The sequence below is a fragment of the Kouleothrix sp. genome (assembly GCF_046328425.1).
Lineage (GTDB): Bacteria > Chloroflexota > Chloroflexia > Chloroflexales > Roseiflexaceae > Kouleothrix.
The window spans coordinates 147,638-171,880 of sequence record NZ_JAXLWP010000010.1 but is presented as its reverse complement, the minus strand read 5'-3'; the positions used below and the strand labels follow the sequence as shown (position 1 = coordinate 171,880).

The following is a 24,243-nucleotide window of genomic DNA, read 5'->3' as shown; positions in this document are numbered from 1 at the left end:
GTCGCGGCATTGTACGCTGGAACCTGCAAAACGTAAAGCGAGCACGCGCTAGTAGCGATTCTGCGGCGCCGCGATCGGGTACCAGCGCTCGGGGTCGATCGCCTCGCCCAGCTGATCGGCGCGGCTCACCGCCAAGTGCAGGTCGGTGCCGAGGTACACGCCAGGGATGCGCGCCTGGAACTCGGGGTAGTGCTCGAACACCGGCCCGCTATACGAAAGCCTGATGCGATACGGCTCGAGCGCGGCGACCGCCTGGCACAGCTTGAGCATGCCGGCCATATGCTCGACCATCGAGTTGCTGATGCACACCAGCGCCGGCGCCAGGCGCCTGAGCAGCACCTCGATCCCCTCGGCCTCAAGGCTTTGCCCGAGGTAGATCACCTCCCAGCCGCGCTGTTCCATCAGCAGAGCAAACATCAGCAGGCCCAGCTCGTGCTGCTCGTCGGGGGCGCAGCCGCGGATCAGGCGCGGCCCATGGGCGAACGGCGCGTGCAGCTGCACCAGGCCGAGCAAGCGCTGGCGCACAAAGTTCGAGAACATATGCTCCTCGGCGATCGTGATCTCGCCGCGGATCCAGCGCTCGCCGATCTGCAGCATGATCGGCTCGAACAGCTCGAGGATCACCGTCTCGATCGGAAACATTGTGCAAATATGGTTCACCAGCAGGTGCGCCTGGCGCATGTCGGTGACGTCGAGGAACTCCATGAGCTGGGCGCGGATCTCGGGCCAGTTGCTGCCGCCGCGTGGGATCAGGGTTGGCGCGGGCTGGCTGCCGAGCGCACGGGTAGGGGAAACATCGTCGTGGTCGAGGTCGCGCAGCATCGACACAGCCTGGCTGATCGCCAGCCCTTCGTCGGTGCACTGCTTGAGCCATTTGATAATTGCGACATCGCGCTGCGAGTATAACCGGTGGCCGTGCTCCGAGCGCTTCGGGCTTGGCAGGCCGTAGCGCTGCTCCCAAGCGCGAAGCGTCGAGATGTTCACACCCGTCTGCTGGACAACTGCCTTGATGTTATAGCGTGGCGAGTCGGGCAGTGCCAGAATGTGCTTCACATGCTCGTTCATAGAACGTCAGCCCTTCGGTGCACGATCGGGCACATAGATCAGGCTGCGAGTCAGGCGGTTGGCGGCCCAGGCCGCCACTCGTCGGGCGTTCGTGAGCCCGCGTCGCCAGCGCACGAGATGCACACTTCGAGGATCGCGTGAGACAAAGCGTAGTCTCACACGACAGCATAGGTTCACTGTTCACCAGACTGTTCAACGTGTGTTCATTATATTTTCATATGCTGTGCTTGTCAAACACGAGCTTGGGCAGCCCGGCGTGCAGTGCCAGCTGCGCGGCTAGGTGCACATTATCTGCATAGCATTTGTGTAGTAATTGTGTTAAATATTTTGATTGACTCTCAAGCTCACGTAGCACTATAATAAGGCATCGAGCATTAATTTAAATTTGACACTTTGCAGAGCCGGGTAGCTCAAAAGCAAACGCCTGAGCAATGGCCTGCTTCCCTTGACGCCTTACGGTGTGCCCACCGGTTGGCGCCCGATCGCATTTTTGGAACCACCCCCGAGGAAAGGAGGTGAATTGAATGTCTGAGAAAGAGGTAGTTGCCAGCGATCTCGTACCGTCGCCGTGGAAGACGCTGTTCTCGAATAAAGAGTGGCTGATCCACCGAATCGTCGTTCAATCGACCTACGCGATGGTGGTCATCGTTCTACTCGCCCATGCGTTAGTATGGTTCTGGAAGCCGTGGCTCCAGTAGCTAGTGAGGATTTCATGCGACGTGCCCCTATCGAATTCCGTACCACCGCGATCCTCTACACGCTGCTTGGCATCATCATCGCGCTCGTGATCCACTTCGTCGTGTTGAGCTCGCCGCGGTACAACTGGCTGCAGCTGGTTGGCGGATAGCCCGCCACAGCTGGCAAGTGTTCGCTGTTTGTCGTTCCAGATGCTCGGCAGCGGGCTGACCGGTGCGCTGGTTGGCCCTCTGCCGTGCGTGGCCTAAAGGCTGTTCCCGCACTCGCGGTCGTGGGTTGCCCATACCCATGATCAAGTCTGTCTCGGCAGTCTAGAAAGCGAGAGACTGAGATGTCAGCTCTTCCCCCTGAGTCGCCGCCTGGCTCCGGTCAGCCAGTTCCGCCAAACGTCGCGCGGGAGGAACTGGCATCGCGGCGCAGCGCCGATGTCATCCCCTTCGCGATCGTCGAAGAATACTATAAGCGGCCGGGCGGCACCATGTTCGGGCGGTTGTTCGGCACAGACCCGCTCGATTTCTGGATCGGGCGGTTTTATGTCGGGTTCTGGGGTATTATGGCGGTGACGTTCGCCGCGATCGGAGCGATCTTCTACCTCTACCAGTTCATCGTGGTCGAAGGTACGTATAACATTCTTCAGGCTCGCATCGATCCGCCGCCGCTGGCGCTGGGGCTGCACCTCCAGGCGCCGGGCGGGCCCGGTTTTAACTGGCAAATAATCGTAATCTGCGCGACGATCGCGTTCATCTCGTGGGGATTGCGCGAAATCGATATCTGCCGCAAGCTAAATATGGGTCTCGAGGTGCCGCTCACCTTCTTCGCGGTGGTGTCATCGTGGATTACGCTGCAGTGGCTGCGCCCGATTGCCATGGGGTCGTGGGGTAATGGGTTCCCGCTCGGTATTACCCACCACCTCGACTGGGTGTCGAATATCGGCTACCAGTACTTTAACTTTTTCTATAACCCGTTCCACGCGATCGCAATATCGCTGCTGTTCTTCAGCACGATGCTGCTCGCGATGCACGGCTCGGCCATCCGTAGCGGCATGAATCGCCCGGGCATCACCGTCGAGAACATCGACGTGTTCTGGCGCGGGATCGCGGCCGGCTACAGCATCGGCGAGATCGGCATCCACCGGATCGCATTCTGGATCGCGGCGCTGGCGGTGCTGACGGCAAATGTGTGCATTTTCCTGTCGGGCACGCTGGTGCACAGCTGGACGGGCTTCTGGACATTCTGGGACAAATTGCCGTGGTGGAGCTTTGCCGGCGCCGCCTCGGTGGCCGTGGCGGGGCGCGCCCCGCGCGAGCCGGCTAATGAAGTCGACCTGCACGCGCTTGAGCAGCCCGGCACCAGCAGCGAGACGACGTTTGGCGTCTCGAGCCGCTCGTATGTGCGGCTGATGGATCGGCTGTTCGGCAATGGCCAGGTCGGCCCGTTCTACCTAGGCACCTGGGGCGCGATCGCGCTGCTGAGCTTCAGCGCTACCGTGCTGATCATCCTATCGTCGTATATTACATCACCACAGGTGCACTACAACTTCATCCTGTTTATCCGCGAATTCCCGAACCTGTCGGTCGACCCGCCAGCCGCGACGTACGGCCTGCGCTGGCCGGGCTGGTTCAATGGCGGCAACTGGATGGCAGCGACGTTCTTCCTGCACATCGCCGTACTGACGTGGTGGGCGCGCGTCTACACCCGCGCTCGCGCCACCGGGCTGGATCGCAACCTCGCGCGGGCCTTCTCGGCTGCGCTGGTGCTGTACTTTACGATCTATCTGGTACGGCCGATCCTGCTGGGCGGCTGGGCCGAAGCGCCCGGCCACGGCCTCAAGGCGATGCTCGACTGGACGAACAATGTCAGCGTGCGCTACGGCAACTTCTACTACAACCCGTTCCATATGATATCGATCTTCGGCCTGCTGGGCTCGACGATGCTGCTGGGCATGCACGGCGCCACGATCGTGGCCACGGCGCGCTACGGCTCGGAGTTTGAGCTTGCCGAGATCGAGATCGAGGGGCCGGGCACGCATCGCGCACAGCTGTTCTGGCGCTGGACGATGGGCTTCAATGCGAATGCCGCCAGCATCCACGTGTGGGCGTTCTGGTTCGCGATCCTGTGTGTGATCGCAGGCGCAGTCGGCCTGCTCCTGTCGGGCACAGTGATCAAAGACTGGTATACCTGGGCGCAGTCGGTGCATATCGTCGCGCCGCCCGACCCGAATTACGACTGGTCGCAGTTCATTCAGCGGTAGACGCCAGGATTGCAAATTGTACATTGCTCATTGTGATCATTCTTGCAGTGTACAATTTGCAACTTGCAATCTCGTAGAAGAGGAAGCCGATGTACAACCAGCGTAGCGCCACACCGCTGTTCAGCGAACGCACCTTATTCTTCCTCGTGTTCGGGCTGGTCACGCTGGTGTTGGTGGGTGGCGGCATCGGGACAGTGGTGTGGCTGAATGGGCAGCTTGCCGGCTTTCGCACGCCGGCTAAAACTTCCGCAGTCTACACTAACTATTCGCCCGAGCCAGCCGATCCAGCCAAACCTTACCTGCAGCCCGCGTCGCTGGCGGCGATGGCCAAGTATATTACCGAGCATCCGCAACCGCAGAACGTGCAAGTTCTTAAAGGCATGGACACCGCGACGATCGCCAACTATATGGTCGCGATGGTCGCCGGTGGCTTGAAAGTCGACTGCACCTACTGCCACAACCTCTCGGCCGGCAACTTCGCCGCCGAGGATGGCCTGCCGGTGTCGGAGGCGCAGGGCGTCGCACGCAAGACGCTCGCGCGCCAGATGATGCTGATGAGCCAGGATCTGAACCAGAACTTCGTCGCGACACTGCCGGCGTCGGTGGGCGGCAAGCAGATCACCTGCGCCACCTGCCACAATGGCAAGGCCGTGAACTTCAACGGCAAGACCGGCACGCTCACGAACTACCCGGCCGACCAGAGCCCGCTGCCCGATACGTTCCAGCTCAAGCTCGACACGCCGGCCGACATCGACCTGCTGCTGATCACCGGCAAGAAGGACCCGAACCTTGCGGCGGTGCAGTATAATCAGCAGGTGATGACACATCACACCCAGGCGCTTGGCGTAGGCTGCGCATTCTGCCACAACGCCAACTACTTCCCCAGCAACGAGCGGCCCCAGAAGACCTGGGCGCTGACGATGCTGAAGATGGCCCAGCACATCAACACAACCTACAAACCAATCATGGCGCAGAAGGCACCTTCGTGCTGGATGTGCCACCAGGGCCAGCAGCTGCCGCCCGGCTCGGCCAACACCGGCCAGGTGCCAGCAGTGCTGGGGTATACGCCAAAGTAGCCTGACGGAACCGGTCGTGAACCACAAAGACACGAAGACACAGAGCAGCCGAACCCGCGCGCTTTGTGCCTTCGTGCCTTTGTGGTTATCTGCATCTGTGAGGAGGGCGCGTTGAGCCGACCACCTGCGCGATTGTTCGGCCCGATACTGCGGCTGCGCGACCGCATCAACGGCTGGTTCGAGCGCCACGGCAGCGCCGCGCTCTGGCTGCGCGTGCTGCGGCTGGGGCTGTTTCAGTTCGGCATGGGCCTGACGCTCGCGCCGATCACTGGCACGCTCAACCGGGTGCTGATCGAGAGCATGCGCATCCCGGCCGCGCTGGTGGCACTGCTGATCGCCATCCACTACTTTGTGTCGCCGGTGCGCGCGCTGATCGGCTACCGCTCCGACCAGCAGCGTGCGCGCGGGCGCTGGCGCACGCCCTACCTGGTGTTCGGCGGCCTGCTGACGTTTGGCGGGCTCAACAACGCCGGCTTCTCGCTGGTGCTGCTGAGCGGCAAGGGCACGCTGCCGTTCGTGCCGTCGCTGGTCATCTGCCTGCTGATCTTCCTGGCCTATGGCATCGGGGTGAATGTGCTCGAGACCGCCTACCTCGCGCTGGTGAGCGACCTCACGCCGCCGAAAGAGCGCGGGCGCGTGCTGGCGGTGCTGTGGATGATGCTGGTGCTCGGCACGATCGCCAGCTCGGTGCTGCTGGGCGGCCTGCTGGTAAACTACACCGACGAGCGGCTGATCGCGATTCTGCAAAGCTCGGCGCTGGTATTCCTGATTCTAAGCGTTATATCGCTGTGGGGCCAAGAGCGCCTGCGCCGCGACGGCACGGTGATCGGCTACCACGACGAGGTGCGCGTGCGGATGTCGCTCGGCCAGTCGCTGGCGCTGCTGTGGCGCCAGCCGGTGCTGCGCCAGCTGTTCGCGATACTGTTCATCGCGACGGCAGCGTTCGCCTCGCACGATATTCTGCTCGAGCCGTACGGCGGCCAGGTGCTGGGCATGAGCGTCAGCGCGACCACGCGCCTGACCTCGCTCTGGGGCCTGGCGATGCTCACGGCCATCCCGGCGGCCGGCTGGCTGCTGTGGCGCGGCTTTTCGCCGGTGCTGCCGATCATCCTGGGCTGCGCCGTGGGCGCGCTTGGCTTTCTGGTCATCAGCATCGCCAGCGACAGCAGCCTGGTGACGGCGTTCCGATCGGGCGTGTGGCTGATCGGCATGGGCCGCGGGCTGTTTATCGTCGGCAGCGTGGCGCTGGTGATGGCCATGACCGATCGGGCGCACGCCGGCCTGTTCCTGGGGCTGTGGGGCGTGATGCAAGCGCTGGCGCAGGGCGTGGGCGCGGTCGGCGGCGGCCTGGCGCGCGACATAGCCGAAGCGCGCCTGGGCAGCGTGATACTCGGCTACACCGCCGTCTACGGCGCGGCGCTGCTGGCGCTGCTGGTTGCGCTGGCGCTGATCGCCGCGCTGCGGCTGGCCCACCTGCGCCCCGACAGCACGACATCGCCCTGGCAAGGGTTGCAAGACATCCCGGCAGACCAGATTATTTATTGACAGGATAACGATATGCAAACACCGCTCGCCTCACCATCCCCGATCGCACCAAAGGTGCCCGCATCGCCGCTGGCGCGCTCGATCGCACTGATGAAGCCGGTGACATGGTTCGCGCCGGCGTGGGCATTCCTATGCGGCACAGTCGCTAGCGGTGGCGCCGGCTGGCACCTGGCCGACATCGGCCGGATCATGCTGGGCGTGCTGCTCTCGGGGCCGATCCTGTGCGGGCTCTCGCAGGTGATCAACGACTACTGCGACCGCGAGGTCGACGCGATCAACGAGCCACAGCGCCTGATCCCCTCCGGCCTGGTGTCGGCGCGCCAGGTGTACCTTACGAGCGGCGTGCTGGCGGTTCTGGCGATCGGCATTGCGCTGATCCTGGGCGCCCAGGTGACGCTGCTGACCGCGGTGGGCATGGTGCTGGCGCTGGTGTACAGCGTGCATCCGCTCCGCGCCAAGCGCAACGGCTGGATCGGCAACGGGCTGGTGGCGGTGGCCTACGAGGGCCTGCCCTGGCTGGCCGGCCACCTGGCCTTCGGCAGCCTGACGATCCCCTCGCTGATCATCGCCGGGCTGTACTCGGTGGGCGCGCACGGCATCATGACGATCAACGACTTCAAGAGCGTCGACGGCGACCGGGTGAGCGGCGTGAATACCATCCCGGTGATGCTGGGCTCGTGGGGCGCCGCTTGGGTGGCGGTGCTCACCATGAACATCGCCCAGCTGTTCGTGATCATGCTGTTCGCGGTGTCGCAGCGCTGGATCATCGCGGCGATCATTGCGGCGCTGTTCGTGGCCCAGCTGCCGCTCCAGCGCAAGTTCATGCAAGATCCGCGCGGCCGTGCGGTGTTTTATAATGCCAGCGGCACCACGCTTTTCGTATGGGGTATGCTCGCGGCGGCGATCGGAATACGCTGAATCGGGCAGAGGGCAGAAGCCAGGCTTCGGACGCGCTGCGCTGCTTCACTCTGGCCCCTGACCCCTGAATGCTTGGAGGAACAGGCTATGGACGACGTCCTCGTGGTTGGCGCGTCGGTGGGCGGCTCCACCGCCGCCGAGACACTGGCGCAGGCAGGCGTGCCGGTGGTGATGCTCGAGCGCGACCTGGCGCGGGTGAAGCCGTGCGGCGGCGCCGTGCCGCCAGTGGCGTTCAAGGAGTTCGACATCCCGCAGCACCTGATCTCGCGCAAGGTTCACCGTGCGCTGGTGCACTCGCCTTCCGAGCGCACTGTGGCGATCGACGTGGTAGGCACGAGCGGCCGCAGCGACGAGAACTACATCGCCATGTGCTGCCGCGAGGAGTTCGACCAGTTTTTGCGACAGCGGGCGGTGGCGCGCGGCGCGGCGCTGATCGAGGGCCAGCTGCTCGATCTGAAGGTCGACGCCACTGGCGTGACCACGACCTACCGCGAAAAGGCTAGCGGCGCAACCAAGACGCTACGCACCGCCGCAGTGATCGGCGCCGACGGCGCGTACTCGCCCACCGCCAAGGCGCTGGGCCTGCCAAACGTGCCGCGCTGCGTGGCCATCCAGGAGCGCATCCGCCTGCCCGCCGAGAAGATGGCGCGCTGGGAAGACTGCGCCGACCTGTACCTTGGCGCCGAGGTGAGCCCCGACCTGTACGCCTGGGCCTTCCCCAAGAAGGATCATGTGGCGGTGGGCATCGGCGCCGGCCACGGCCACACCAAAGCCGCCAAGCAGCACCTCGAGAACCTCAAGCGCCGGATCGCACCCGAGCTGGCCGGCGGCGAGATCATCCTGCAAGAGGCCCACGCGCTGCCGATGCACCCGCGCCCGCAGATCGCCTTCGACCGGGCTATGCTGGTGGGCGACGCGGCCGGCCTGGTGGTGGCAACCTCGGGCGAAGGCATCTACTGGGCCATGAAGAGCGCCAAGCTCGCCGCCGAAGTGCTGGCCGCAAGCCTGGCCAACCCTAGCGCCGAGCGGCTCGCGCGCTACCAGAAAACCTGGTGGAAGACCTACGGCACCATGTATCGCTTCCTACGCTGGCTGCAAAAGTGGGGCTACGGCAACGAGCGCCAGATGGAAGTGTTCACCGACATGTGCCGCAACATCGACGTGCAGCAGCTGACGTTCGAGTCGTACATGCACAAGAACATGACGCCGGTGCCCTGGCTGGCCCAAATGCGCATGACCGGCGACATCCTGAAGTCTCAGGTGAAGCACTACTGGCCGGGCGCACGCGCGGCCGGCAAGCCCGCAGCGCGCGGCTATGCCTAGCTGGCGCAAGCCGTTTGGTGAGTGATTATGGGCCTGCGGCAGCATGGTACTTACTGAACTCTGCTGTGCTGATATTTCGGCGCAACCAAAGCATCGGCACGGAAACACTACACGGTACCGCTCTGGCGAAGGCAGAAATTAGGGCGATTATGCAACTCCACCTGTTCCCGATCCTGTTCGCACTGTTCGTATGGTGGTTCAGCACCGGCGTGATTATCTACCTGGACGGGCTGCCGCGCCGCACGTTCAAGTGGAGCTTCTTAGGCGGCACGCTGCTGATGTTCGCCGCGCTGTGGGGCCTCGCGGCCACACGCGACGACACCAGTGTCGCCGGGGCGTACCTGGCGTTCACCTGGGGGACGCTGGCCTGGGGCTGGCAAGAGATGAGCTTCTACATGGGCTACGTGACTGGCCCGCGCACCGCGCCCTGCCCCGAGGGCTGCAGCGGCCTGCGCCACTTTGGCCACGCCATCCAGACGAGCCTGTACCACGAGCTGGCGGTGATCGCCGCGGCCACGGTGGTGCTGGCGCTTACCTGGGGCGGCGCGAACCAGATCGGCGCGTGGACGTTCCTGATCATGTGGTGGATGCACCAGAGCGCCAAGCTGAATGTGTTCTTCGGCGTGCGCAACCTGAGCGAAGAGTTCCTACCCGAGCACCTGCAGTTCCTGCGTAGCTTCCTCACCAAGAAGCCCATGAACGCGTTCTTCCCGATCTCGGTCACCGTCTCGACCATCATCACGGCGCTGCTGTTTCAGTGGGCGTTTGCCGCCGGCGCGAGCGCTTTCCAGGCGATCGGCTTCACCTTTCTGGCCTTCCTGATGGCGCTGGCGATCCTTGAGCACTGGCTGCTGGTGCTGCCGTTCCCGAACAAGATCTGGGATTGGGGCCTGAAATCGCGCGGCACGCTGCGCCCGGCGCACGTCGAGGTCGTGGCGGGCTTCCTGGGCGCCGGCAAAACCACGTTTGTGCGCCGGCTGCTGGCCAACGCCGACCCGAACGTGCGTACGGTGGTGCTGGTGAATGACTTCGGCGCGGTCGGCATCGACGGATCGCTGCTGAACAACCGCGGCGCCGACGTCGTCGAGCTGCCCAACGGCTGCATCTGCTGCTCGCTGCGCAGCGACCTAGGGCGCCAGATCCGCGAGACGGTGGCGCGCTTCAGCCCGCAGCGGCTGATCATTGAGCCGAGCGGCGTGGCCGAGGTGACGACGCTGCTGCGCGTGCTGAGCAAGCCCGACCTGGCCGACGCCGTGAAGGACGTGAGCGTCTACACGCTGATCGACGCGGGCGGCTTCCTGAGCGCCTACGCGCGCATGCCCGAGTACTTCAGCGCCCAGGCGAACATCGCGCCGGTGCTGATCGTCAACAAGGCCGACCTGGCAACCCCGGCCGAGCTGCAGACCGTGGAGCAGACGCTGCGCGCCCTGAACCCGGCCGCGCGGATCGTGCCGGCGCGCTTCGGCGTGGTCGAAGACGCCAGCGCGCTCAAAGCGCAGACGGTGCTGGCGAGCGACCTGCACGACGAAGACGAGCACGAGCATGCGCACGACCACGACCACGAGCTTGGGCTGGTGTCGTGGAGTGGCGCGCTGGTGGGCGTGTACGACGAGGGCGCGCTACGCGAGATGCTGTACGGCGCCGCCGGCGGCCTGTTCGGCGAGATACTGCGCATGAAGGGCATCGCGCAGGTGCGGCGCGGCTGGGTAAACTTCGACCTTGCCGGCGGCCAGCCGAGCATCACCGCCTTCGCCGCGCGCGATGGCGAGGCACCGCGCGTCATGGCGATCGGCCAGAGCGTCGACGCGGCGCAGCTTGAGGCGGCGCTGGCGGCCTGCCGGCTCGATGCCAGCGATGGCCTGGCCCGGCTGGCGCCGGCGGTATAGCCAAGGTACGTTTGATCATTCGTCGTGCGCGGTTTTCCAGGCTGCAAGCGGGAAAACCGCGCACAAGAAAAGGCCGAGCACCACCCTGCCGAGGGCTTCGCACGCCCGGTAGGCTCGAAGCGTATCGGCGCTGTGGCGTAGAGAAGAGCAACACTATGCAGCTTGTGTTCCGACATTCCGCCGAGCCGTCCGCGTTTCGCTGGCGGCTGGCCCAGCCGCTGGCGCTGGCGCTGAGCGCCGGCCTTGGCTACCTGGGCGGAGCTTCGTTCAGCAGCAGGAACCTGGGCTTCGCCTGGATGATGTTTCTGTTCGGGTTCATCTGGGTGCTGATCATCAGCGTGGCGCTGGGGCTATGGCTGGCCTACCGCGTGCGGCTGGCGCGCGGCGACTGGCGCGCCGCGTTGCATATCGGCTTTGCGAGCGCGTTCCCCCCCGCCACGGTGTACCTGGCGATGGTGGCACTGCTGACGGCGCGCATCCCGCTGACGACGATCACCTTTGCCAGCGGGCAGCACGCGCTGGCGCGGCCCGATTTCACCCAGCACTTCCCGATCCTGTTCGCCTGCAGCCTGCTGGTCGGGCTGCTCAGCGGCCCGCTGTTCGCGGCGTGGTCGCCCTGGCGGCGCGCAGGCTGATGCGCACGGTGACGCTACAGCTGCCGGACGGGCCGCTGGTGGCCGACTGCTACCCGGCCGCGAGCCCAAGCGGCGCGCCGCCGGTGCTGCTGATCCACGGATGGGGCGGCTCGGGGCGCTACTGGCGCGGCACGGTCGAGCGGCTGCGCGACCGCTTCAGCCTGATCGTGCCGGATCTGCCCGGCGTCGGGCGCTCGCTGCCGGTGCGCCGCGCCTTCGATATGCCCGCGCAGGTAGCGGCGATCGAGGCGCTGCTGGCGCACCTGGGTCACACGCGCGTGCAGCTGGTAGGCCACTCGATGGGCGGCGGGCTGGCGATCCTGCTGGCGGCGCGCCGGCCCGAGCTGGTCGAGCGGCTGGTGCTGACGGCGATCTCGCTGTTTCGCAACGACGCCGAGCGCGCGTTCTTTCAGCAGATCACCAGCGTGGCCGGCGCGCTCATGCGGCTGCGCGGGCGCTGGATGGCCGAGATCCCGTTTCTGGCGCGGCAGTTTGGCGCGCGCTTCTTCTACCGCATCCCCAACGACGCGGCGCTGCTCAAGGCCGGCTTTCTCGATTACCTCGAGATGGACCACGACACCGCGGTGGCAAGCGCGCGCTCGGCCGCCGACCAGGCGATCGACGCGGCCGCGCGCGCAATACAGGCGCCAACGCTGCTGGTGGCCGCGCGCCAGGATCAGGTGATGCCACCCCGCAATGTGCCGTATACGCTCGCGGCCATCCCCGGCAGCCACGTGCACTGGATCGAGCAGTGCGGGCACTTTCCGATGCTCGAGCATCCCGACGAATACGCTGCGGTTGTGCGCGAGTTCCTGGCGGCGCCGGTGGCAGCGGGCGCGACGCGCTGAGCAAAGGCATGGCCCAAGCCTCGGGTTTTGGCGCGGCGCTGCAGGGCGCGTTCTATCGCGCCCCTACGCCTTCGGGGCAATGCACCGGAACGCTGGCTTGAGCCGCACCTAGGCTGGGATGGCCAGCACCGGCACGCCGGCACCACGGATGGTGCGCGCAGTGCTGGTGCCGAGCAGAATATCTTCGAGGGTGCGCGGGCCATGCGTGGCCATCACAACCAGGTCGATCGCGTTGGCGGCGGCATAGGCGTTGATCGCCACGTGCGCCCGCCCCTCGGCGGTGGCAACCCGCACCGGCAGATCGCGCGCGGCGGCACGCTCGTGGTAGCGCTGCAGCTGCTCCTGGTCGATCGCCAGCAGGTCGCGCACGGTTTTGGCGCCGCTGCGCTGGGTTGTGTCTTGCTCGGCAGGAAGCAGCACGTCCTCGCCGTATACATGCAGCAGGTACAGCTCGGCGCCGAGCACGCGGCAGAGATCGAGCGTGGCTTCGAACGCGGCATCCGAGCGTGGAGCGAAATCAAGCGGAAAGAGCAGCCGGCGAATAGGCGCGAGCGCGCCGCTGGCCGGCAGCGCCAGCAGCGGGGTGGCGTGCAGGCGCAGCAGCTGCTCGTCGGTGTTGCCGAGGAGCACGCGCAGCAGGCCGCCGCGCCGGCTTGGCTCAAGCGCCAGCAGCCGGCTGTTGGTGGCCCGAAACGTCGCCAGCGCGGCGGGCAGATTGGCGGCCAGCACCGTCAGCACGGCCACCGGCGGCTCGGCCGCAAGCCCCGCCACCGCCGCGGCGATCCGCCGGTCGTCGCCGCGGGCGTCGTCGCCGCCGACCAGGTGCACAATCACGAGCTGATTGTTGGTCGCGGCGGCGAGCCGGGCAATGCCGGGCAGCGCGGCCAGCTCGCTAGCTGTGCCGGCCGTCAGGAATAATAGCGATCCGTCGAGCAGCGTCATGCCTCCTCCAGTCGTGGCGATTGCCCATTTCAATGTAGAGCTTTTGTACAAACGTTGTACAACTTTGCAGGATGAGTGTTTCGTATTATAATCTACGCATCACAGTTGCTCAACTGAATAGCTTGATTTGATGGGTTTTTCCACGCAGATTTGCCGGCTTTCGCTTGGCGCCCAGCGTGTATCGAGCCAAAAGATTGTAAACTATTTCGCAATGGTGCAAATATAATGTCGATGTACACAGCCGAACAGCTCGAACGCCGCAATCGCAGCTTCTGGACGCGCGTGCAGGCGGTTCTGGCGCCAACGCAGTTCGTAGCCTTCCTGGCCAGCTTCGGGCTGGTCGTGCGCTTTCTCGCCACCGGCCAGGGCTACGCGGTTGCCAATGCCAGCGTGCTGGTGAAGATCGCGCTGCTCTGGCTGATCACGATCACCGGCATGATCTGGGAGAAAGAGATCTTCGGGCACTACTTTCTGGCGCGCGAGTTTTTCTGGGAGGATGTGGGCAACGCGGTGGCGATGCTGACGCACAACCTGTACTTCCTGGCGCGCGCGCTGCACTGGAACGACCGCGCGGTGATGACGCTGATGCTGCTGGCGTACTGCACCTACCTCGTCAACTGCGCGCAGTTTGTGCGGCGGGGCATCCAGGCCGGGCGGCAGCGGCGCCAGATGGCGCGCGGCGCGGAAGCTCACGGGCAGGATCCGGCAGCCCCTGGCAACCAGGGCCTGCTGACTTCCGACTAACGAAACATATGAACACATACGCAATCGTAATCCCCGAGCCAAATCGCGTCGAGATGCGCGAGGTGCAGCTGACCGAGCCTGGGCCGGGCGACGTGGTGGTGCGCACCTTCTACACCTCGATCAGCGCCGGCACCGAGCGCATGCTGCTGGCCGGGCGGCTACCGCACCCCATGCTCAGCTTTCCGATCGTCCCCGGCTACGAGACGGTCGGGCGCGTGGCGCATGTCGGCGCGGAAGTGCCGCCAGGGCTGGTGGGCCAGTGGGTGTATATTGGCGGGGCGCGCTGCTTCGCTGGCGTCAACCCGGCCTGGGGCGGCCAGTCCGCCGTGCTGATCGTCGACCACCAGCGTGTAGTGCCGCTGGGCGGCGTCGAGCCGCAGCAAGGCGTGCTGCTGGCGCTGGCCGCCACCGCGCTGCACGGCGTCGACCTGCTGGGCGGCGCGGGCATCGACAGCTCGCGCGTGCTGGTGCTGGGGCAGGGGCCAGTGGGCCAGATCGCCGCGCGGCTGCTGCGGCGCGCGGGCGCATGGGTGGCCGTGGCCGACCGCGACGCCGGGCGGCTGGAGCGCTCGAGCGCCGACGCGATCGCGCTGGCCGGCGAGGCGCCGCTGAAGGATGCGGTCGGCGGCCCGGTTGGCGCGATTGTCGAGGCTACCGGCAGCATGGCCGCACTGGCCGAGGCGCTGCCGCTGCTGGCCGAGGGCGGCACGGTGCTGCTGCTGGGCTACTACGACGAGCTGCGCCTGCCGTATATGCCGTTGTTTTTAAAGCAGGCCCGGCTGCTGACCGCGCGCGAGTGGGCGCCGGGCGACCTGGTGCGCTGCCGCGATATGATCGCCGACGGCTCGCTCGACGTGCGCGGGCTGCTCACGCACCACCTGCCGATCAGCCAGGTGTCCGAGGCGTATCACACCGCCCTGCACGACCCGGCGTGCCTGAAGCTTGTGCTCGAGTGGAGCGTGTAAGAACCTGGAAACGTTCAGACCAAGAGGCGAACACTAGAGAAGTGCTCGGCTCTTGGTTCTCAGGGGGAACAAATGGCGCCACGGATGCTCGCAATCTATGGCAAGGGCGGCATGGGCAAGAGCTTCTTCACCTCGAACCTGACCGCGCGGCTGACGTTCGACGGCTTCCGGGTGATGCAGCTTGGCTGCGACCCCAAGCACGACTCGTGCAATACGATCTTCGGCGGCTACTCGCTGCCGACGCTGGGCGAGCAGTGGCGGCTGTTCAAAGAGGCCGGCAAAGAAGACCAGCTGGCCGTGGGCGATGTGATCTTCCGCAACGAGCTGCGCCCAAGCATGCCGATCTTCGGCTGCGAGCTTGGCGGCCCCGAGGTGGGCCGCGGCTGCGGCGGCCAGGGCATCTCGTCGGGGTTCAAAACCCTCGAGGGCCTGGGGATGAGCAAGTGGGATCTCGACTACATCGTCATGGACTTCCTGGGCGACGTGGTGTGCGGCGGGTTCGCCACGCCGCTGGCGCGCTCGCTGGCCGAGCACGTGATCATTGTGGTCGGCCACGACCGCCAGTCGCTCTATGCCGCCAACAACATCGCCAAAGCCGCGCAGTACTTCCGCTCGATGGGCGGCAGCACGCAGGTGCTGGGCCTGGTGGTAAACCGTGACGACGGCAGCGACACCGCCGATCTGTACGCCCAGGCGGTGGGCCTGCCGATCCTGGCGCGCGTGCCGCTGAGCCGCAAGGTGCGCGAGCTGGCCGACGCGTGCAAGCTAGCGCTTGAGGATGCGCAGTTCAACGCGATCTTCGGCGACCTGGCCGGGCGGATCGCGCGCCGCGAGATCGACCCGTGCACCGGCTACACGCCGCTCGAGTACGACGAGTTTTTGCGCGTGTTCGGCGCGGCCGAGCCCGATGGCAGCCCCGTGCCCGCCAGCGCCGACGAGCTGTTCGGCAAGAACAAGAAAGTCGGCGGCATCCCAACGCTCACGCTCACGCCGATCATCCCGCAGGTGCAGCTGAGCGACCCGGTGCTGCTGAAGGTGCAGCGCATGATTGAGTCGATCGGCCTGCACGTGACCGACATGGATCGCAGCGACAAAGACGGCATCACGGTCACTTCGGGCGCGCTCGAGATGCGCCTCGGCGCCGACGAAGATCTCGATAGCAAGGTAGCGTTTCTGTCGGCGCTGCGCCGCTCAGGCCAGGAGTTTACGTATATCGACCTGCGCTACGCCGACGCGCCGTCGTATCGCTAGCGGCTAGCGGCGACCGGCGCACGCTGCCGGCTGCTCTGTTCCAAAGGGGCAACTATGACCACCGAAACTGCCGTCGACTTGAAGCACCTGAACACGCTGCTGGTCGAGCGCATGAAAGTGAAACGCCGGCCGGTGGCGATCTCGTACTGCGCCGACGCGCCACCGCCAGGCTACGAGCCGGCCAATGTCGTGGCATGCGCGATCGTGCGCGAGGCCGAGGCCGGGCGGCGGGTGTACGTCGACGCCCAGCACCACGACTGCTGGGTCGGGCAGTATCACCTGGGCTGGCTGCCGAACCCGCAGCCGCTGATCACCGAGGGCGAGTACCTGACCATGGCGCAGGGCTTCTTCACGCCCGAGGGCGCCAGGCGCAACAAGGCCCAGAGCAACTCGCTGCCGCAGGGCGCGATCGCCGCGCTGGCGGCCGCCCCGCTCGACGACGTGCCCGACGGCGTGGAGGTAGACGCGCTGATCTGCATCACCGACCCCATGCACGCCATGCAGATCGCCGGGGCGGCCTCGGTGCGCGAGGGCACCTTCCCAATCGGCGAGATCGGCCCGTCGGCGTGCGCCTCGATCTTCGCCACGCCGCGGCTCACGCGCAACAGCGTGTTCGCCACCGGCGACGGCGGCGGGCGTATGCACAACCGCGTCGGCGCGGGCGAGATGTTTATCTCCATCCCGCGCGAGCACTTCCACTATATCGTCGAGCTGATCGAGAACTTCCGGATCGACCCGGAGAAGATGCGCGAGCTGATCATGCCCTCGCACGCGCCACGGGGCGGCCAGGAGACGTGAAGCCAGCAGAGCGGTAAGGAGAGATAGGAGCCATGGAGATGCCTCAAACCTCTTTCTCTTACTTTTAGCTCGAAAGGAGCATGGCCATGAACGCCGGGCTAGTACCAATCTCGGGGTACCTGATCTGTATTATCCCGCTCGCCGCGATTGTACTGGGGCTGATCGTATTCTTTGTCTGGACCGACCGCGACGCTGCGCGGCCGTACCTGCGGCGCAAGCCGCCTACAACCGATCGCCCGGCCTAGCAGGGCGGCGGCCTCGCCAGAGCTGGCGCCGCCGAGGCGCCCTAGCGTCTCGCACCTCGGCGGCGCTTGCTGCCATACGAGCGCCGCGAGCGGGTTCGTGTGGCGGCGACTGGCAGCCGGCACTGTGCGCTGCGGCAGGGCATGGTGACCATCGCGGGAACTGAAAGGATCTGGGAATGAATGTCATTCTGCTTCAGGCGACCGGGCCGGTGCCGATCACGGGCTACCTGATCTGCATCATTCCGCTCGCAGCGATCGTGCTGGGCCTGGTCGCGCTGTTCGTTTGGACGGATCGGCACGCCTCGCGGCCGTACCTGCGCTTCAACCCGTTCGTGGCCGCGAGCGCGCCGGCAAGCCTGCGCGCCGCCGCGCCGCCCGCGGTTGGCGAAACGCCGGCCGGCTCGCTTGGCGCGCCCAGCGGCACCACCACCATCTCGGCCGGCGACTACAACACCAAGGTCGCCGTGCCCAGCGACGCAGTGCCCAGGCCGGCCGTGCCCGATACCAAGCCGGCCTTCAGCGGCGAGCCGGCCGCCGATCTGCCGAAAGATATCGGCAAGATCGGCGATGTGCAGGCAGTGCGGCCCATCCGCCGCGCCGACGAGAACACGCTGGGCATTGGCGCGCCGGCTGGCACGGCCAGCGCCCCTGGCGCGTCGGCGGTGGGGATCGCCTACATCGAGTTCGACCCGCCCGGCAGCGATGTCGAGGGTGAGTATGTGCGCATCCAGAACACCGGCCCCGCCGATATCGACCTGACTGGCTGGGCGCTGCACGACGGCGCCAAGAAGCATGTGTTCACCTTCCCTGCCTTCACGCTTCCGGCCGGCGGCGAGGTGCTGCTCTGGACCAAGAGCGGCGCGAACGACGCCGCCAACCTGTACTGGGGCAATCGCAGCGCGATCTGGAACAACACCGGCGACACCGGCGTGCTGCTCGACGCGAGCGGCGCCGTGGTGAATCGCTACACCTACGACGGTAAATAGCCGCTGCTACATCGCACCGGAAGACACGAGAGCGGGAGACAGAGAGAAGCGACGGCTTCTCTTTGTCTCCTCTTCTCCCTACCTCGCCGCCCGCACTACCGCGCGGCCTCCAGCGCGCTTTCACCCGCCGCCCCTACCGAGGAGAGATCATGGCCGAGACGATCGCGCTTCAGACGGACCAGCCGATCAGCCAGCCCTGCAAGCTACACCCCCAATCGATGTGCCCGGCATTCGGATCGCTGCGCGTCCTGACGCGCATTGAAGGCTCGCACCCGGTGATGGCCACCGACACCGGCTGCCTCTACGGGCTCACCTTTGTTACCCACTTCTACGGCGCGCGCAAGTCGATCCTGGCGCCGACGCTCGGCACCGCCGAGCTGATGAGCGGACAGATCGTCGAGGGCACCCGCGCGGCGATCGAAGCCGCCGCGCGCGAGCCGGGCTGCCGGCTCATCCCGGTGATCTCGCTGTGCGTAGCCGAAACCGCCGGCATGCCCGAGGAGCTGCTGCCCCGCCAGGCCGGCGAGGCCGAGGTGGTGCTGGTGCGCGTGCCGGCCTACGCCATCCACTCACACCCCGAGGCCAAAGACGTGGCTATGGCCGCGCTGCTGCGCCGCCTGGGCGACCAAGACGGGCCAAAGGAGCCGCGCACGGTGGTGCTGCTCGGCGAGGTGTTCCCCGCCGACCCGCTGGTGATCGACGGGGTGCTGCGGCGCATGGGCGTCGAGCAGACGATCACGCTGCCTGGCCGCTCGATCGACGACCTGCGCCGCGCCGGGCGCGCCGGCGCGCTGGCGCCGCTGCACCCGTTCTACAAAGAGACCACCCAGGTGTTCCGCAGCTGGAATGTGCCGGTGGTCGGCGGCGCGCCGGTTGGCATCAGCGGCTCGTACGCCTGGATCAAAACGATCGGCGCGATGCTCGATCTCGACCCGGCGCTGGTGCAGCAGGCCGCCGAAGAGGAGCGCGAGCGCGCCCAGGCGATGGTAGCGGCGCGCCCACTCAGCGGCCGTGTGTTCGTGACAGGCTACGAAGGAACCGAGCTGGCCTACGCGCGCCTGCTGGTCGAGGCCGGCGCCGAGGTGCCGTATGTCTCGACTTCGATTGCGCCTGACCCGCTGGTGCTGCCCGATGAGCTGTGGCTCAAGGCGCGCGGCACCAAAGAGGTGGTGTACCGCAAGGCGCTCGAAGAGGATATGAGCGCGCTCGACCGCTACGCGCCCGACCTGGTGCTCGGCACCACGCCGTTTTCGAGCGCCGCCAAGGACCGCGGCATCCCCGGCCTGTACTTCACCAACCAGCTCGCCTCGCGGCCGTTCTTTCTCAGCACCGGCATGGCCGCGACGCTCGGCCTGATCCGCGACACACTCGACCGCAGCGCGAAGTATCGCGAGATGCAGGAATTTTTCGCCGAGTAGCCGGCCCGCAGTATGCAGTACGCAGCCGGCGGCATCATTGTGTGACAATAGCTCTGCGTGGTGAGCTGCCGGCTGCCGACTCCGAGGATGATCATGCCCCCCACACTTATTCGCGATCTTTCCGACACCAGCGGCTACTGGGCAGCGGTGTGGACGATGTGCTGCCTGCCCGATGTGCACGTGATCTGCGACGCGCCGATCGGCTGCTTCAACCTGGTGGCCACCGCCGTGCCCGACTACACCGATGCCATCCCGCACATCGAGAATATTACGCCCTCGGTGATGACCGAGCAGGAGGTCGGCGGCCAGGGCACCGGGCCTGCGGTGAAGCGCACCTACGAGCAGCTGCGCGACACCGGCGCGCTGGCCGGCAAGCAGCTGATTGTGGTCTCGACCGCCGAGAGCGAGATGATCGGCTCGGATCTCACCGACCTGGTGAAGCAGCTCCAGCCTGGCACGCTGTTCTACTACAGCAACTCGCTCTCGGAAGACGAGTGGGCCGGCCGCGACCGCGTGCTGCGCTGGCTGTGGGCGAACTATGGCGCGCCGCAGGCCGGCGCGGCTGATCATACGCCGGCCGGCGATGCTGCAAGGCCGGGGCAACCTGCCGCAAAATCGGTCAATATCATCGGCCCGACCTACGGCTGCTTCAACTCGCCGTCCGACCTGGATGAGCTCAAGCGGCTGATCGCCGGCGCGGGCGGCACGATCAACTTGGTGTACCCGTTCGAGGCCACGCTAGCCGACACGCCGCGGCTGGCCGAGGCGCAGCTGAATGTGGTGCTGTACAAAGAGTTCGGGCTGGGCCTGGCGGCCGACCTCGGCCAGCCGACGCTCGCCGCGCCGTTCGGCATGCGCGATACCACCGCGTTCGTGCGCGAGCTGGGGCGGCTGCTGGGTACTGCCGAGCAGGCCGAGGCGTTCATCAAGCACGAGAAGGCAACCACGCTGCGGGCGGTGTGGGATCTGTGGCGCGGCCCGCAGGGCGACTGGTTCGGCACCACCGACGTGGGGATCGTGGCCAGCCGCGCGCACGCCGATGGGCTGCGGCGCTTCCTGGGCGACGAGCTGGGCATGCCGATCGCCTTTCTCTCGGGGCGGCCGCGCCTGCCCGACGAGCCCGACAACGAGGCGCTGCGGCAGCAGCTGCACAAAAAGGCGCCGGCGTTTGTGTTCGGCTCGATCAACGAGCGGATCTACCTGAGCGAGGCCGGCGCGAAGTACACCAGCTTCATCCCCTCGGCGTTTCCCGGGCCGGTCGTGCGGCGCGCGGTCGGCACGCCGTTCGTGGGCTATCGCGGCGCGGTGTACGTGATCCAGGAGATCGTCAACCGGCTGTACGACGCGCTGTTCAACTTCCTGCCGGTCGACTCGGCCTACGCCAAGGGCACCGCCGCGCCGGTGGCGGCGGCGGCTGGCGGCGCCGGCAACCTGCCGTGGCAGCCCGAGGCCAAGGCGCTGCTCGACGCCGCGCTCGAGCAGCTGCCGTTTATTCCGCGCATCTCGGCCAGCCGCCAGCTGCAGATGCAGGTCGAGGCCGCCGCCCGCCAGCGCGGCCTGGCCGAAATCACCCCCGACCTAGTCGAGAGCGCGCTGGCACAGCGAAGCTAACGCCTGGCCCTATAGTTCGGCGAAATGCGTATCGCGGCGCGGGGCGGCATTGCCGCCCCGCGGCTTTTTCTGGCGTGGCGCGCGGCGTTTTTGCCGGGCCATATCAGCAAAAGATGCGCGGGCGAAGCTGCGCATGCCTGGTAAAAAACACCGCCGTGAACGTTGTATAATGCAAAAGCGATCCCGCCATAAGCACAGGAGCAAGCCCATGGCCAAGCTTTACCCCTCGATCATCCCCGAGCTGCGCACGTTCATCGAGAAACAGCAGATGTTCTTCGTCGCCAGCGCCCCGCTCGACGCCAGCGGCCATGTGAACCTGTCGCCCAAAGGGCTCGACTGCCTGCGGATCCTTTCGCCCCAGCGCGTAGCCTACCTCGACCTGACCGGCAGCGGCAATGAAACCTCGGCGCACCTGCTCGAAAACGGCAGGATCACGCTCATGTTCTGCGCCTTCGCCGGGCCGCCGCGGATTCTGCGGCTGTATGGCCGCGGCCGCACTGTGCTGCCCGCCGCACCCGAGTGGGCCACGCTCCGCGCGCTGTTCGGCGAGTACCCCGGCGTACGCCAGATCATCGTGGCCGATATCAGCCGCGTGCAGACGTCGTGCGGCTTTGCCGTGCCGCGCTACGACTACGCCGGCCAGCGCCCAACCTTGCTCGACTGGGCCAACGCCAAAGATGCCGACGAGCTCACGGCCTACCGCGCCGAGAACAACACGCGCAGCATCGACGGCCTGCCCAGCGCGCTGGGATGCGCCGAAGAGTGAGCAGACGGCGCATCTTCAGCTGCGCTACCCGGCTTCGCCCGGCGCTGCGGCTGAAAGCAGAAGCGAGCGCACGAGGCTGGTATTATGGCTGAAGCTTCAGCTCGCGCACGTGTATGTGAAACCCGTCGGCGGGCCGCTCGTGCATGTCGGTGATCTCGACGCGCGCCAGCAGCACCCGCGTGGCATCGCTGGCCAGCGCCAGGTCGATATGCGGGTCGCTCGGCAAATTCTGGTACTCGCGCTCGGCCCGAGCGACACTCCCGTCGGCCATGGTCGCCTCCAGCTTCACCTGAACTCGCGACATGGTGCCAAGGTCGAGGCCGATCGAGCGCAGCGTGCGCGGCTCGCTGAAGCGCAGCTCGATCACCAGCGGGTTGGCGTCGCGGCCACGAGCCAGCGTGTCGCGGCTGCCATCGAATATATCGGCAGGCGTGCCGATATCCAGCGGCGAAAAGCGCACGCCGATCGGCTGCCCGCCGACCTCGACGGTCGTGTACTCCAGCTGCTCGCCAGCGCGATCGACCGGTGGCGGCGGCAGATCGGGCAGGCTCTGGTTCGCCTGATCCACCCGCACGGGCGCGGCGTGGAACAGCGGCTGGCCGCGCGGGTCGGCGAACAGCTGCGCCGGCAGCCACTGCGCGCAGGCCGCCATCTGCGGCGCGGGGCTCGCGTCGTGAAAGCTCCAGATCAGCACCGTCGGCTGCCGCATAAACCGCAGCTGGTCGCACGTCAGCGCGCGCGGCTCAAGCTCCTGAATATCGCGCGGCCGATCGAGCGCGATCTGCGCGTATCGCGTCACAGGCATGTTCGACTCCCAGCAGCAGCCCACGATATACACATTGGTTTCGGCCGGCAAGAGGCCGACATACTGGGCGATCTCGGCGTTGATCGATGTATCGCTATACGGCAGCCCACGAATATACTGGTTGAAGTAGCGCTCGGCGTTCAGCCCAACGATCGCGGCGAGTAAAACCGCGCCTGCCGCCAGCCCAAGCCACCGCCAGCCGCGCGCGCCAGCCGCGCGCGCCAGCCACCACAATCCGCTGGCCACCAGCACATACGCGATCGGCGCCGCGCCAAGCGTGCGCGAGGCCGAAGGCACCTCTTCAGGAAAGGCCAGCACCAACGCCGACGGCAGCTGGAGCAGCACAAATGGCACCAGCAGCAGCGCCGCCCAGCGCCGGCGCTCGCGCCGCAGCCAGAACAGCACGCCCCCGAGCAACAGCACGCCGCTGACCACGTCGAGGTGCGGAACTTTGCTCGGGTGGCTGCGAAACGAGCTGTCGCCGCGCACGTGGAACGCCAACGCCGCGCTGGCGAGGTTGTGCAGCAGCGCCGCCAGCGGGTTTGCGGGCGCGGCGATCTTGCCGCCGATATAGCCGCCGATGAAGTTATACGGGTCGCGCAGCACGAGCAGGCCAAACGGCAGCGCGCATGCCGCCGCCACCAGCGCAAACAGCCCGAGCCGCGCCCAAGCGATCGGCCAGCCGGCCCAGCGCAGGCCCAGCAGCGTGATCAGCACCACGCCCGGCAGCACAAAGCTTTGCGGGTAGGCGTACAGCCCCAGCGCCGACACCACGGCGCACGCCACGACATCGGCCGTACGGCCGTGCTGGGCCACGCGCGCCGCCAGCCACAGCGCGGCCGTAGTGAGCAGCGGCACAATAATTTGCGAGTTGCCCAGCCGGCTCCAGATCAGCAGCCAGCACGACACGCCGGCCACAACCGTCGCCAGCAGCGCGAAATAGTCGTCGATCAGCTGCCGGCCCAGCGCGTAGGTTGCCGCCAGCACGCCCAGGCTCACAATCACCGCCGCCAGTTTCAGGCCGTAGTAGCTCAGGCCGGTAATCGCGACGATCGGCGCGATCGTGTAGTTGTACAGCGGGCCTGCGCTCAGCACAAAGTGAAACGGCCACTCGCCGGCTTGTATCGATGTCGCATAGGTATACACGATCTCGATATCGCCATAGGGGTCGTTCTGGATCGAGCCGAGCAGCACCAGCCGGAGCAGCAGCACCAGCGCCGCCGCGCCAAGCGCGAGCCCGAAAAACAGCACCTGCTCGCGCGGCATGCGCCAGGGTGAAGCAGGCGCGCGGCCGGCAGGGCGGCTGTCGGCCGGCGATTGCGCCACAGCGGTTTCAAACGCCAGTCCGAATTCGGCCTGTTTAGAGGCGCCATCGGAAAGCTGGTCTTCCATCACTTCCTCGCTTCATGCTGCTCATCGGCCGAGAATGACGTTGTGCCAAGCATATATGCGAAACCCGCGTAGCCGCC

Annotated in this window: 22 protein-coding genes; 19 read left to right on the top strand and 3 right to left on the bottom strand. The window is 66.3% G+C overall.

The window, feature by feature from the left end; genetic code table 11:
* Positions 1–48: 48 nt before the first annotated feature.
* Positions 49–1,065 (bottom strand): MerR family transcriptional regulator, encoded by a 1,017-nt coding sequence (locus U0177_RS11305; RefSeq protein ID WP_409570733.1) that lies wholly within the window; start codon positions 1,063–1,065, stop codon positions 49–51.
* Between the two features lie 524 nt (positions 1,066–1,589).
* On the opposite strand from U0177_RS11305, the gene U0177_RS11300 reads away from it, so the two are divergent.
* The 10 genes from U0177_RS11300 to U0177_RS11255 all read left to right on the top strand — a co-directional run bounded on the left by U0177_RS11300 (position 1,590) and on the right by U0177_RS11255 (position 12,243).
* Positions 1,590–1,763 (top strand): light-harvesting protein, encoded by a 174-nt coding sequence (locus tag U0177_RS11300; RefSeq protein WP_409570732.1) that lies wholly within the window; start codon positions 1,590–1,592, stop codon positions 1,761–1,763.
* A 14-nt stretch (positions 1,764–1,777) separates the two neighbouring features.
* Positions 1,778–1,912 carry a light-harvesting protein gene (locus U0177_RS11295; protein ID WP_409570731.1) on the top strand — a complete coding sequence of 45 codons (135 nt, stop codon included), beginning with the start codon at positions 1,778–1,780 and terminating at the stop codon, positions 1,910–1,912.
* A 180-nt stretch (positions 1,913–2,092) separates the two neighbouring features.
* Positions 2,093–4,012: a bifunctional photosynthetic reaction center subunit L/M gene (locus tag U0177_RS11290; RefSeq protein WP_409570730.1), complete on the top strand. Its 1,920-nt coding sequence runs from the start codon at positions 2,093–2,095 to the stop codon at positions 4,010–4,012.
* Between the two features lie 89 nt (positions 4,013–4,101).
* On the top strand, positions 4,102–5,088 hold the full coding sequence (locus U0177_RS11285) for a photosynthetic reaction center cytochrome c subunit family protein (protein WP_409570729.1): 987 nt from the start codon (positions 4,102–4,104) through the stop codon (positions 5,086–5,088).
* A gap of 111 nt (positions 5,089–5,199) precedes the next feature.
* On the top strand, positions 5,200–6,633 hold the full coding sequence (locus tag U0177_RS11280; RefSeq protein WP_409570728.1) for a BCD family MFS transporter: 1,434 nt from the start codon (positions 5,200–5,202) through the stop codon (positions 6,631–6,633).
* A 12-nt stretch (positions 6,634–6,645) separates the two neighbouring features.
* Entirely contained in the window at positions 6,646–7,551 is a 906-nt protein-coding gene (chlG, locus tag U0177_RS11275) for a chlorophyll synthase ChlG (protein WP_409570727.1), read from the top strand.
* Positions 7,552–7,638: 87 nt separating this feature from the next.
* Positions 7,639–8,874, top strand: a complete 1,236-nt coding sequence (locus U0177_RS11270; RefSeq protein WP_409570726.1) for a geranylgeranyl diphosphate reductase — start codon at positions 7,639–7,641, stop codon at positions 8,872–8,874.
* Between the two features lie 149 nt (positions 8,875–9,023).
* Positions 9,024–10,760 (top strand): putative photosynthetic complex assembly protein PuhE, encoded by a 1,737-nt coding sequence (puhE, locus tag U0177_RS11265; protein ID WP_409570725.1) that lies wholly within the window; start codon positions 9,024–9,026, stop codon positions 10,758–10,760.
* Between the two features lie 155 nt (positions 10,761–10,915).
* Positions 10,916–11,395 carry a hypothetical protein gene (locus U0177_RS11260; protein ID WP_409570724.1) on the top strand — a complete coding sequence of 160 codons (480 nt, stop codon included), beginning with the start codon at positions 10,916–10,918 and terminating at the stop codon, positions 11,393–11,395.
* Positions 11,395–12,243 carry an alpha/beta fold hydrolase gene (locus U0177_RS11255; protein ID WP_409570723.1) on the top strand — a complete coding sequence of 283 codons (849 nt, stop codon included), beginning with the start codon at positions 11,395–11,397 and terminating at the stop codon, positions 12,241–12,243. The genes U0177_RS11260 and U0177_RS11255 overlap by 1 nt, the downstream gene beginning before the upstream one ends.
* A 108-nt stretch (positions 12,244–12,351) precedes the next feature.
* On the opposite strand, the gene U0177_RS11250 is transcribed toward U0177_RS11255, so the two are convergent.
* Positions 12,352–13,185 (bottom strand): universal stress protein, encoded by an 834-nt coding sequence (locus U0177_RS11250; protein WP_409570722.1) that lies wholly within the window; start codon positions 13,183–13,185, stop codon positions 12,352–12,354.
* 225 nt (positions 13,186–13,410) lie between these two features.
* Here U0177_RS11250 and bchF point away from each other — a divergent pair, with 225 nt between their 5' ends.
* The 9 genes from bchF (at position 13,411) to U0177_RS11205 (ending at position 21,969) form a co-directional block, all read left to right on the top strand.
* Positions 13,411–13,929, top strand: coding sequence for a 2-vinyl bacteriochlorophyllide hydratase (gene bchF / locus U0177_RS11245; RefSeq protein WP_409570721.1), 519 nt, complete (start codon positions 13,411–13,413; stop codon positions 13,927–13,929).
* A gap of 8 nt (positions 13,930–13,937) precedes the next feature.
* Positions 13,938–14,894 carry a zinc-binding dehydrogenase gene (locus U0177_RS11240; RefSeq protein WP_409570720.1) on the top strand — a complete coding sequence of 319 codons (957 nt, stop codon included), beginning with the start codon at positions 13,938–13,940 and terminating at the stop codon, positions 14,892–14,894.
* 84 nt (positions 14,895–14,978) lie between these two features.
* Positions 14,979–16,145, top strand: coding sequence for a chlorophyllide a reductase iron protein subunit X (locus U0177_RS11235; RefSeq protein WP_409570719.1), 1,167 nt, complete (start codon positions 14,979–14,981; stop codon positions 16,143–16,145).
* A 54-nt stretch (positions 16,146–16,199) separates the two neighbouring features.
* Positions 16,200–16,943, top strand: coding sequence for a DUF169 domain-containing protein (locus U0177_RS11230; protein ID WP_409570718.1), 744 nt, complete (start codon positions 16,200–16,202; stop codon positions 16,941–16,943).
* Positions 16,944–17,029: 86 nt separating this feature from the next.
* Complete coding sequence (locus U0177_RS11225) at positions 17,030–17,188, top strand: hypothetical protein (RefSeq protein WP_409570717.1); 159 nt, start codon at positions 17,030–17,032, stop codon at positions 17,186–17,188.
* 176 nt (positions 17,189–17,364) lie between these two features.
* Entirely contained in the window at positions 17,365–18,174 is an 810-nt protein-coding gene (locus U0177_RS11220; RefSeq protein ID WP_409570716.1) for a lamin tail domain-containing protein, read from the top strand.
* A 149-nt stretch (positions 18,175–18,323) separates the two neighbouring features.
* Positions 18,324–19,592 carry a chlorophyllide a reductase subunit Y gene (gene bchY / locus U0177_RS11215; RefSeq protein ID WP_409570715.1) on the top strand — a complete coding sequence of 423 codons (1,269 nt, stop codon included), beginning with the start codon at positions 18,324–18,326 and terminating at the stop codon, positions 19,590–19,592.
* Between the two features lie 93 nt (positions 19,593–19,685).
* Complete coding sequence (gene bchZ, locus U0177_RS11210; RefSeq protein ID WP_409570714.1) at positions 19,686–21,203, top strand: chlorophyllide a reductase subunit Z; 1,518 nt, start codon at positions 19,686–19,688, stop codon at positions 21,201–21,203.
* Positions 21,204–21,411: 208 nt separating this feature from the next.
* Complete coding sequence (locus U0177_RS11205) at positions 21,412–21,969, top strand: pyridoxamine 5'-phosphate oxidase family protein (protein ID WP_409570713.1); 558 nt, start codon at positions 21,412–21,414, stop codon at positions 21,967–21,969.
* Positions 21,970–22,051: 82 nt separating this feature from the next.
* Here U0177_RS11205 and U0177_RS11200 read toward each other — a convergent pair whose 3' ends face one another.
* Positions 22,052–24,166 carry a glycosyltransferase family 39 protein gene (locus U0177_RS11200; protein WP_409570712.1) on the bottom strand — a complete coding sequence of 705 codons (2,115 nt, stop codon included), beginning with the start codon at positions 24,164–24,166 and terminating at the stop codon, positions 22,052–22,054.
* Between the last annotated feature and the right edge of the window lie 77 nt (positions 24,167–24,243).

Bases quoted from the DNA above. Each gene is read 5' to 3' on its own strand.
- U0177_RS11305 (WP_409570733.1), bottom strand. From the start codon at position 1,065: ATGAACGAGCATGTGAAGCACATTCTGGCACTGCCCGACTCGCCACGC.
- U0177_RS11300 (WP_409570732.1), top strand. From the start codon at position 1,590: ATGTCTGAGAAAGAGGTAGTTGCCAGCGATCTCGTACCGTCGCCGTGG.
- U0177_RS11295 (WP_409570731.1), top strand. From the start codon at position 1,778: ATGCGACGTGCCCCTATCGAATTCCGTACCACCGCGATCCTCTACACG.
- U0177_RS11290 (WP_409570730.1), top strand. From the start codon at position 2,093: ATGTCAGCTCTTCCCCCTGAGTCGCCGCCTGGCTCCGGTCAGCCAGTT.
- U0177_RS11285 (WP_409570729.1), top strand. From the start codon at position 4,102: ATGTACAACCAGCGTAGCGCCACACCGCTGTTCAGCGAACGCACCTTA.
- chlG (WP_409570727.1), top strand. From the start codon at position 6,646: ATGCAAACACCGCTCGCCTCACCATCCCCGATCGCACCAAAGGTGCCC.
- U0177_RS11270 (WP_409570726.1), top strand. From the start codon at position 7,639: ATGGACGACGTCCTCGTGGTTGGCGCGTCGGTGGGCGGCTCCACCGCC.
- puhE (WP_409570725.1), top strand. From the start codon at position 9,024: ATGCAACTCCACCTGTTCCCGATCCTGTTCGCACTGTTCGTATGGTGG.
- U0177_RS11260 (WP_409570724.1), top strand. From the start codon at position 10,916: ATGCAGCTTGTGTTCCGACATTCCGCCGAGCCGTCCGCGTTTCGCTGG.
- U0177_RS11255 (WP_409570723.1), top strand. From the start codon at position 11,395: ATGCGCACGGTGACGCTACAGCTGCCGGACGGGCCGCTGGTGGCCGAC.
- U0177_RS11250 (WP_409570722.1), bottom strand. From the start codon at position 13,185: ATGACGCTGCTCGACGGATCGCTATTATTCCTGACGGCCGGCACAGCT.
- bchF (WP_409570721.1), top strand. From the start codon at position 13,411: ATGTCGATGTACACAGCCGAACAGCTCGAACGCCGCAATCGCAGCTTC.
- U0177_RS11240 (WP_409570720.1), top strand. From the start codon at position 13,938: ATGAACACATACGCAATCGTAATCCCCGAGCCAAATCGCGTCGAGATG.
- U0177_RS11235 (WP_409570719.1), top strand. From the start codon at position 14,979: ATGCTCGCAATCTATGGCAAGGGCGGCATGGGCAAGAGCTTCTTCACC.
- U0177_RS11230 (WP_409570718.1), top strand. From the start codon at position 16,200: ATGACCACCGAAACTGCCGTCGACTTGAAGCACCTGAACACGCTGCTG.
- U0177_RS11225 (WP_409570717.1), top strand. From the start codon at position 17,030: ATGAACGCCGGGCTAGTACCAATCTCGGGGTACCTGATCTGTATTATC.
- U0177_RS11220 (WP_409570716.1), top strand. From the start codon at position 17,365: ATGAATGTCATTCTGCTTCAGGCGACCGGGCCGGTGCCGATCACGGGC.
- bchY (WP_409570715.1), top strand. From the start codon at position 18,324: ATGGCCGAGACGATCGCGCTTCAGACGGACCAGCCGATCAGCCAGCCC.
- bchZ (WP_409570714.1), top strand. From the start codon at position 19,686: ATGCCCCCCACACTTATTCGCGATCTTTCCGACACCAGCGGCTACTGG.
- U0177_RS11205 (WP_409570713.1), top strand. From the start codon at position 21,412: ATGGCCAAGCTTTACCCCTCGATCATCCCCGAGCTGCGCACGTTCATC.
- U0177_RS11200 (WP_409570712.1), bottom strand. From the start codon at position 24,166: ATGGAAGACCAGCTTTCCGATGGCGCCTCTAAACAGGCCGAATTCGGA.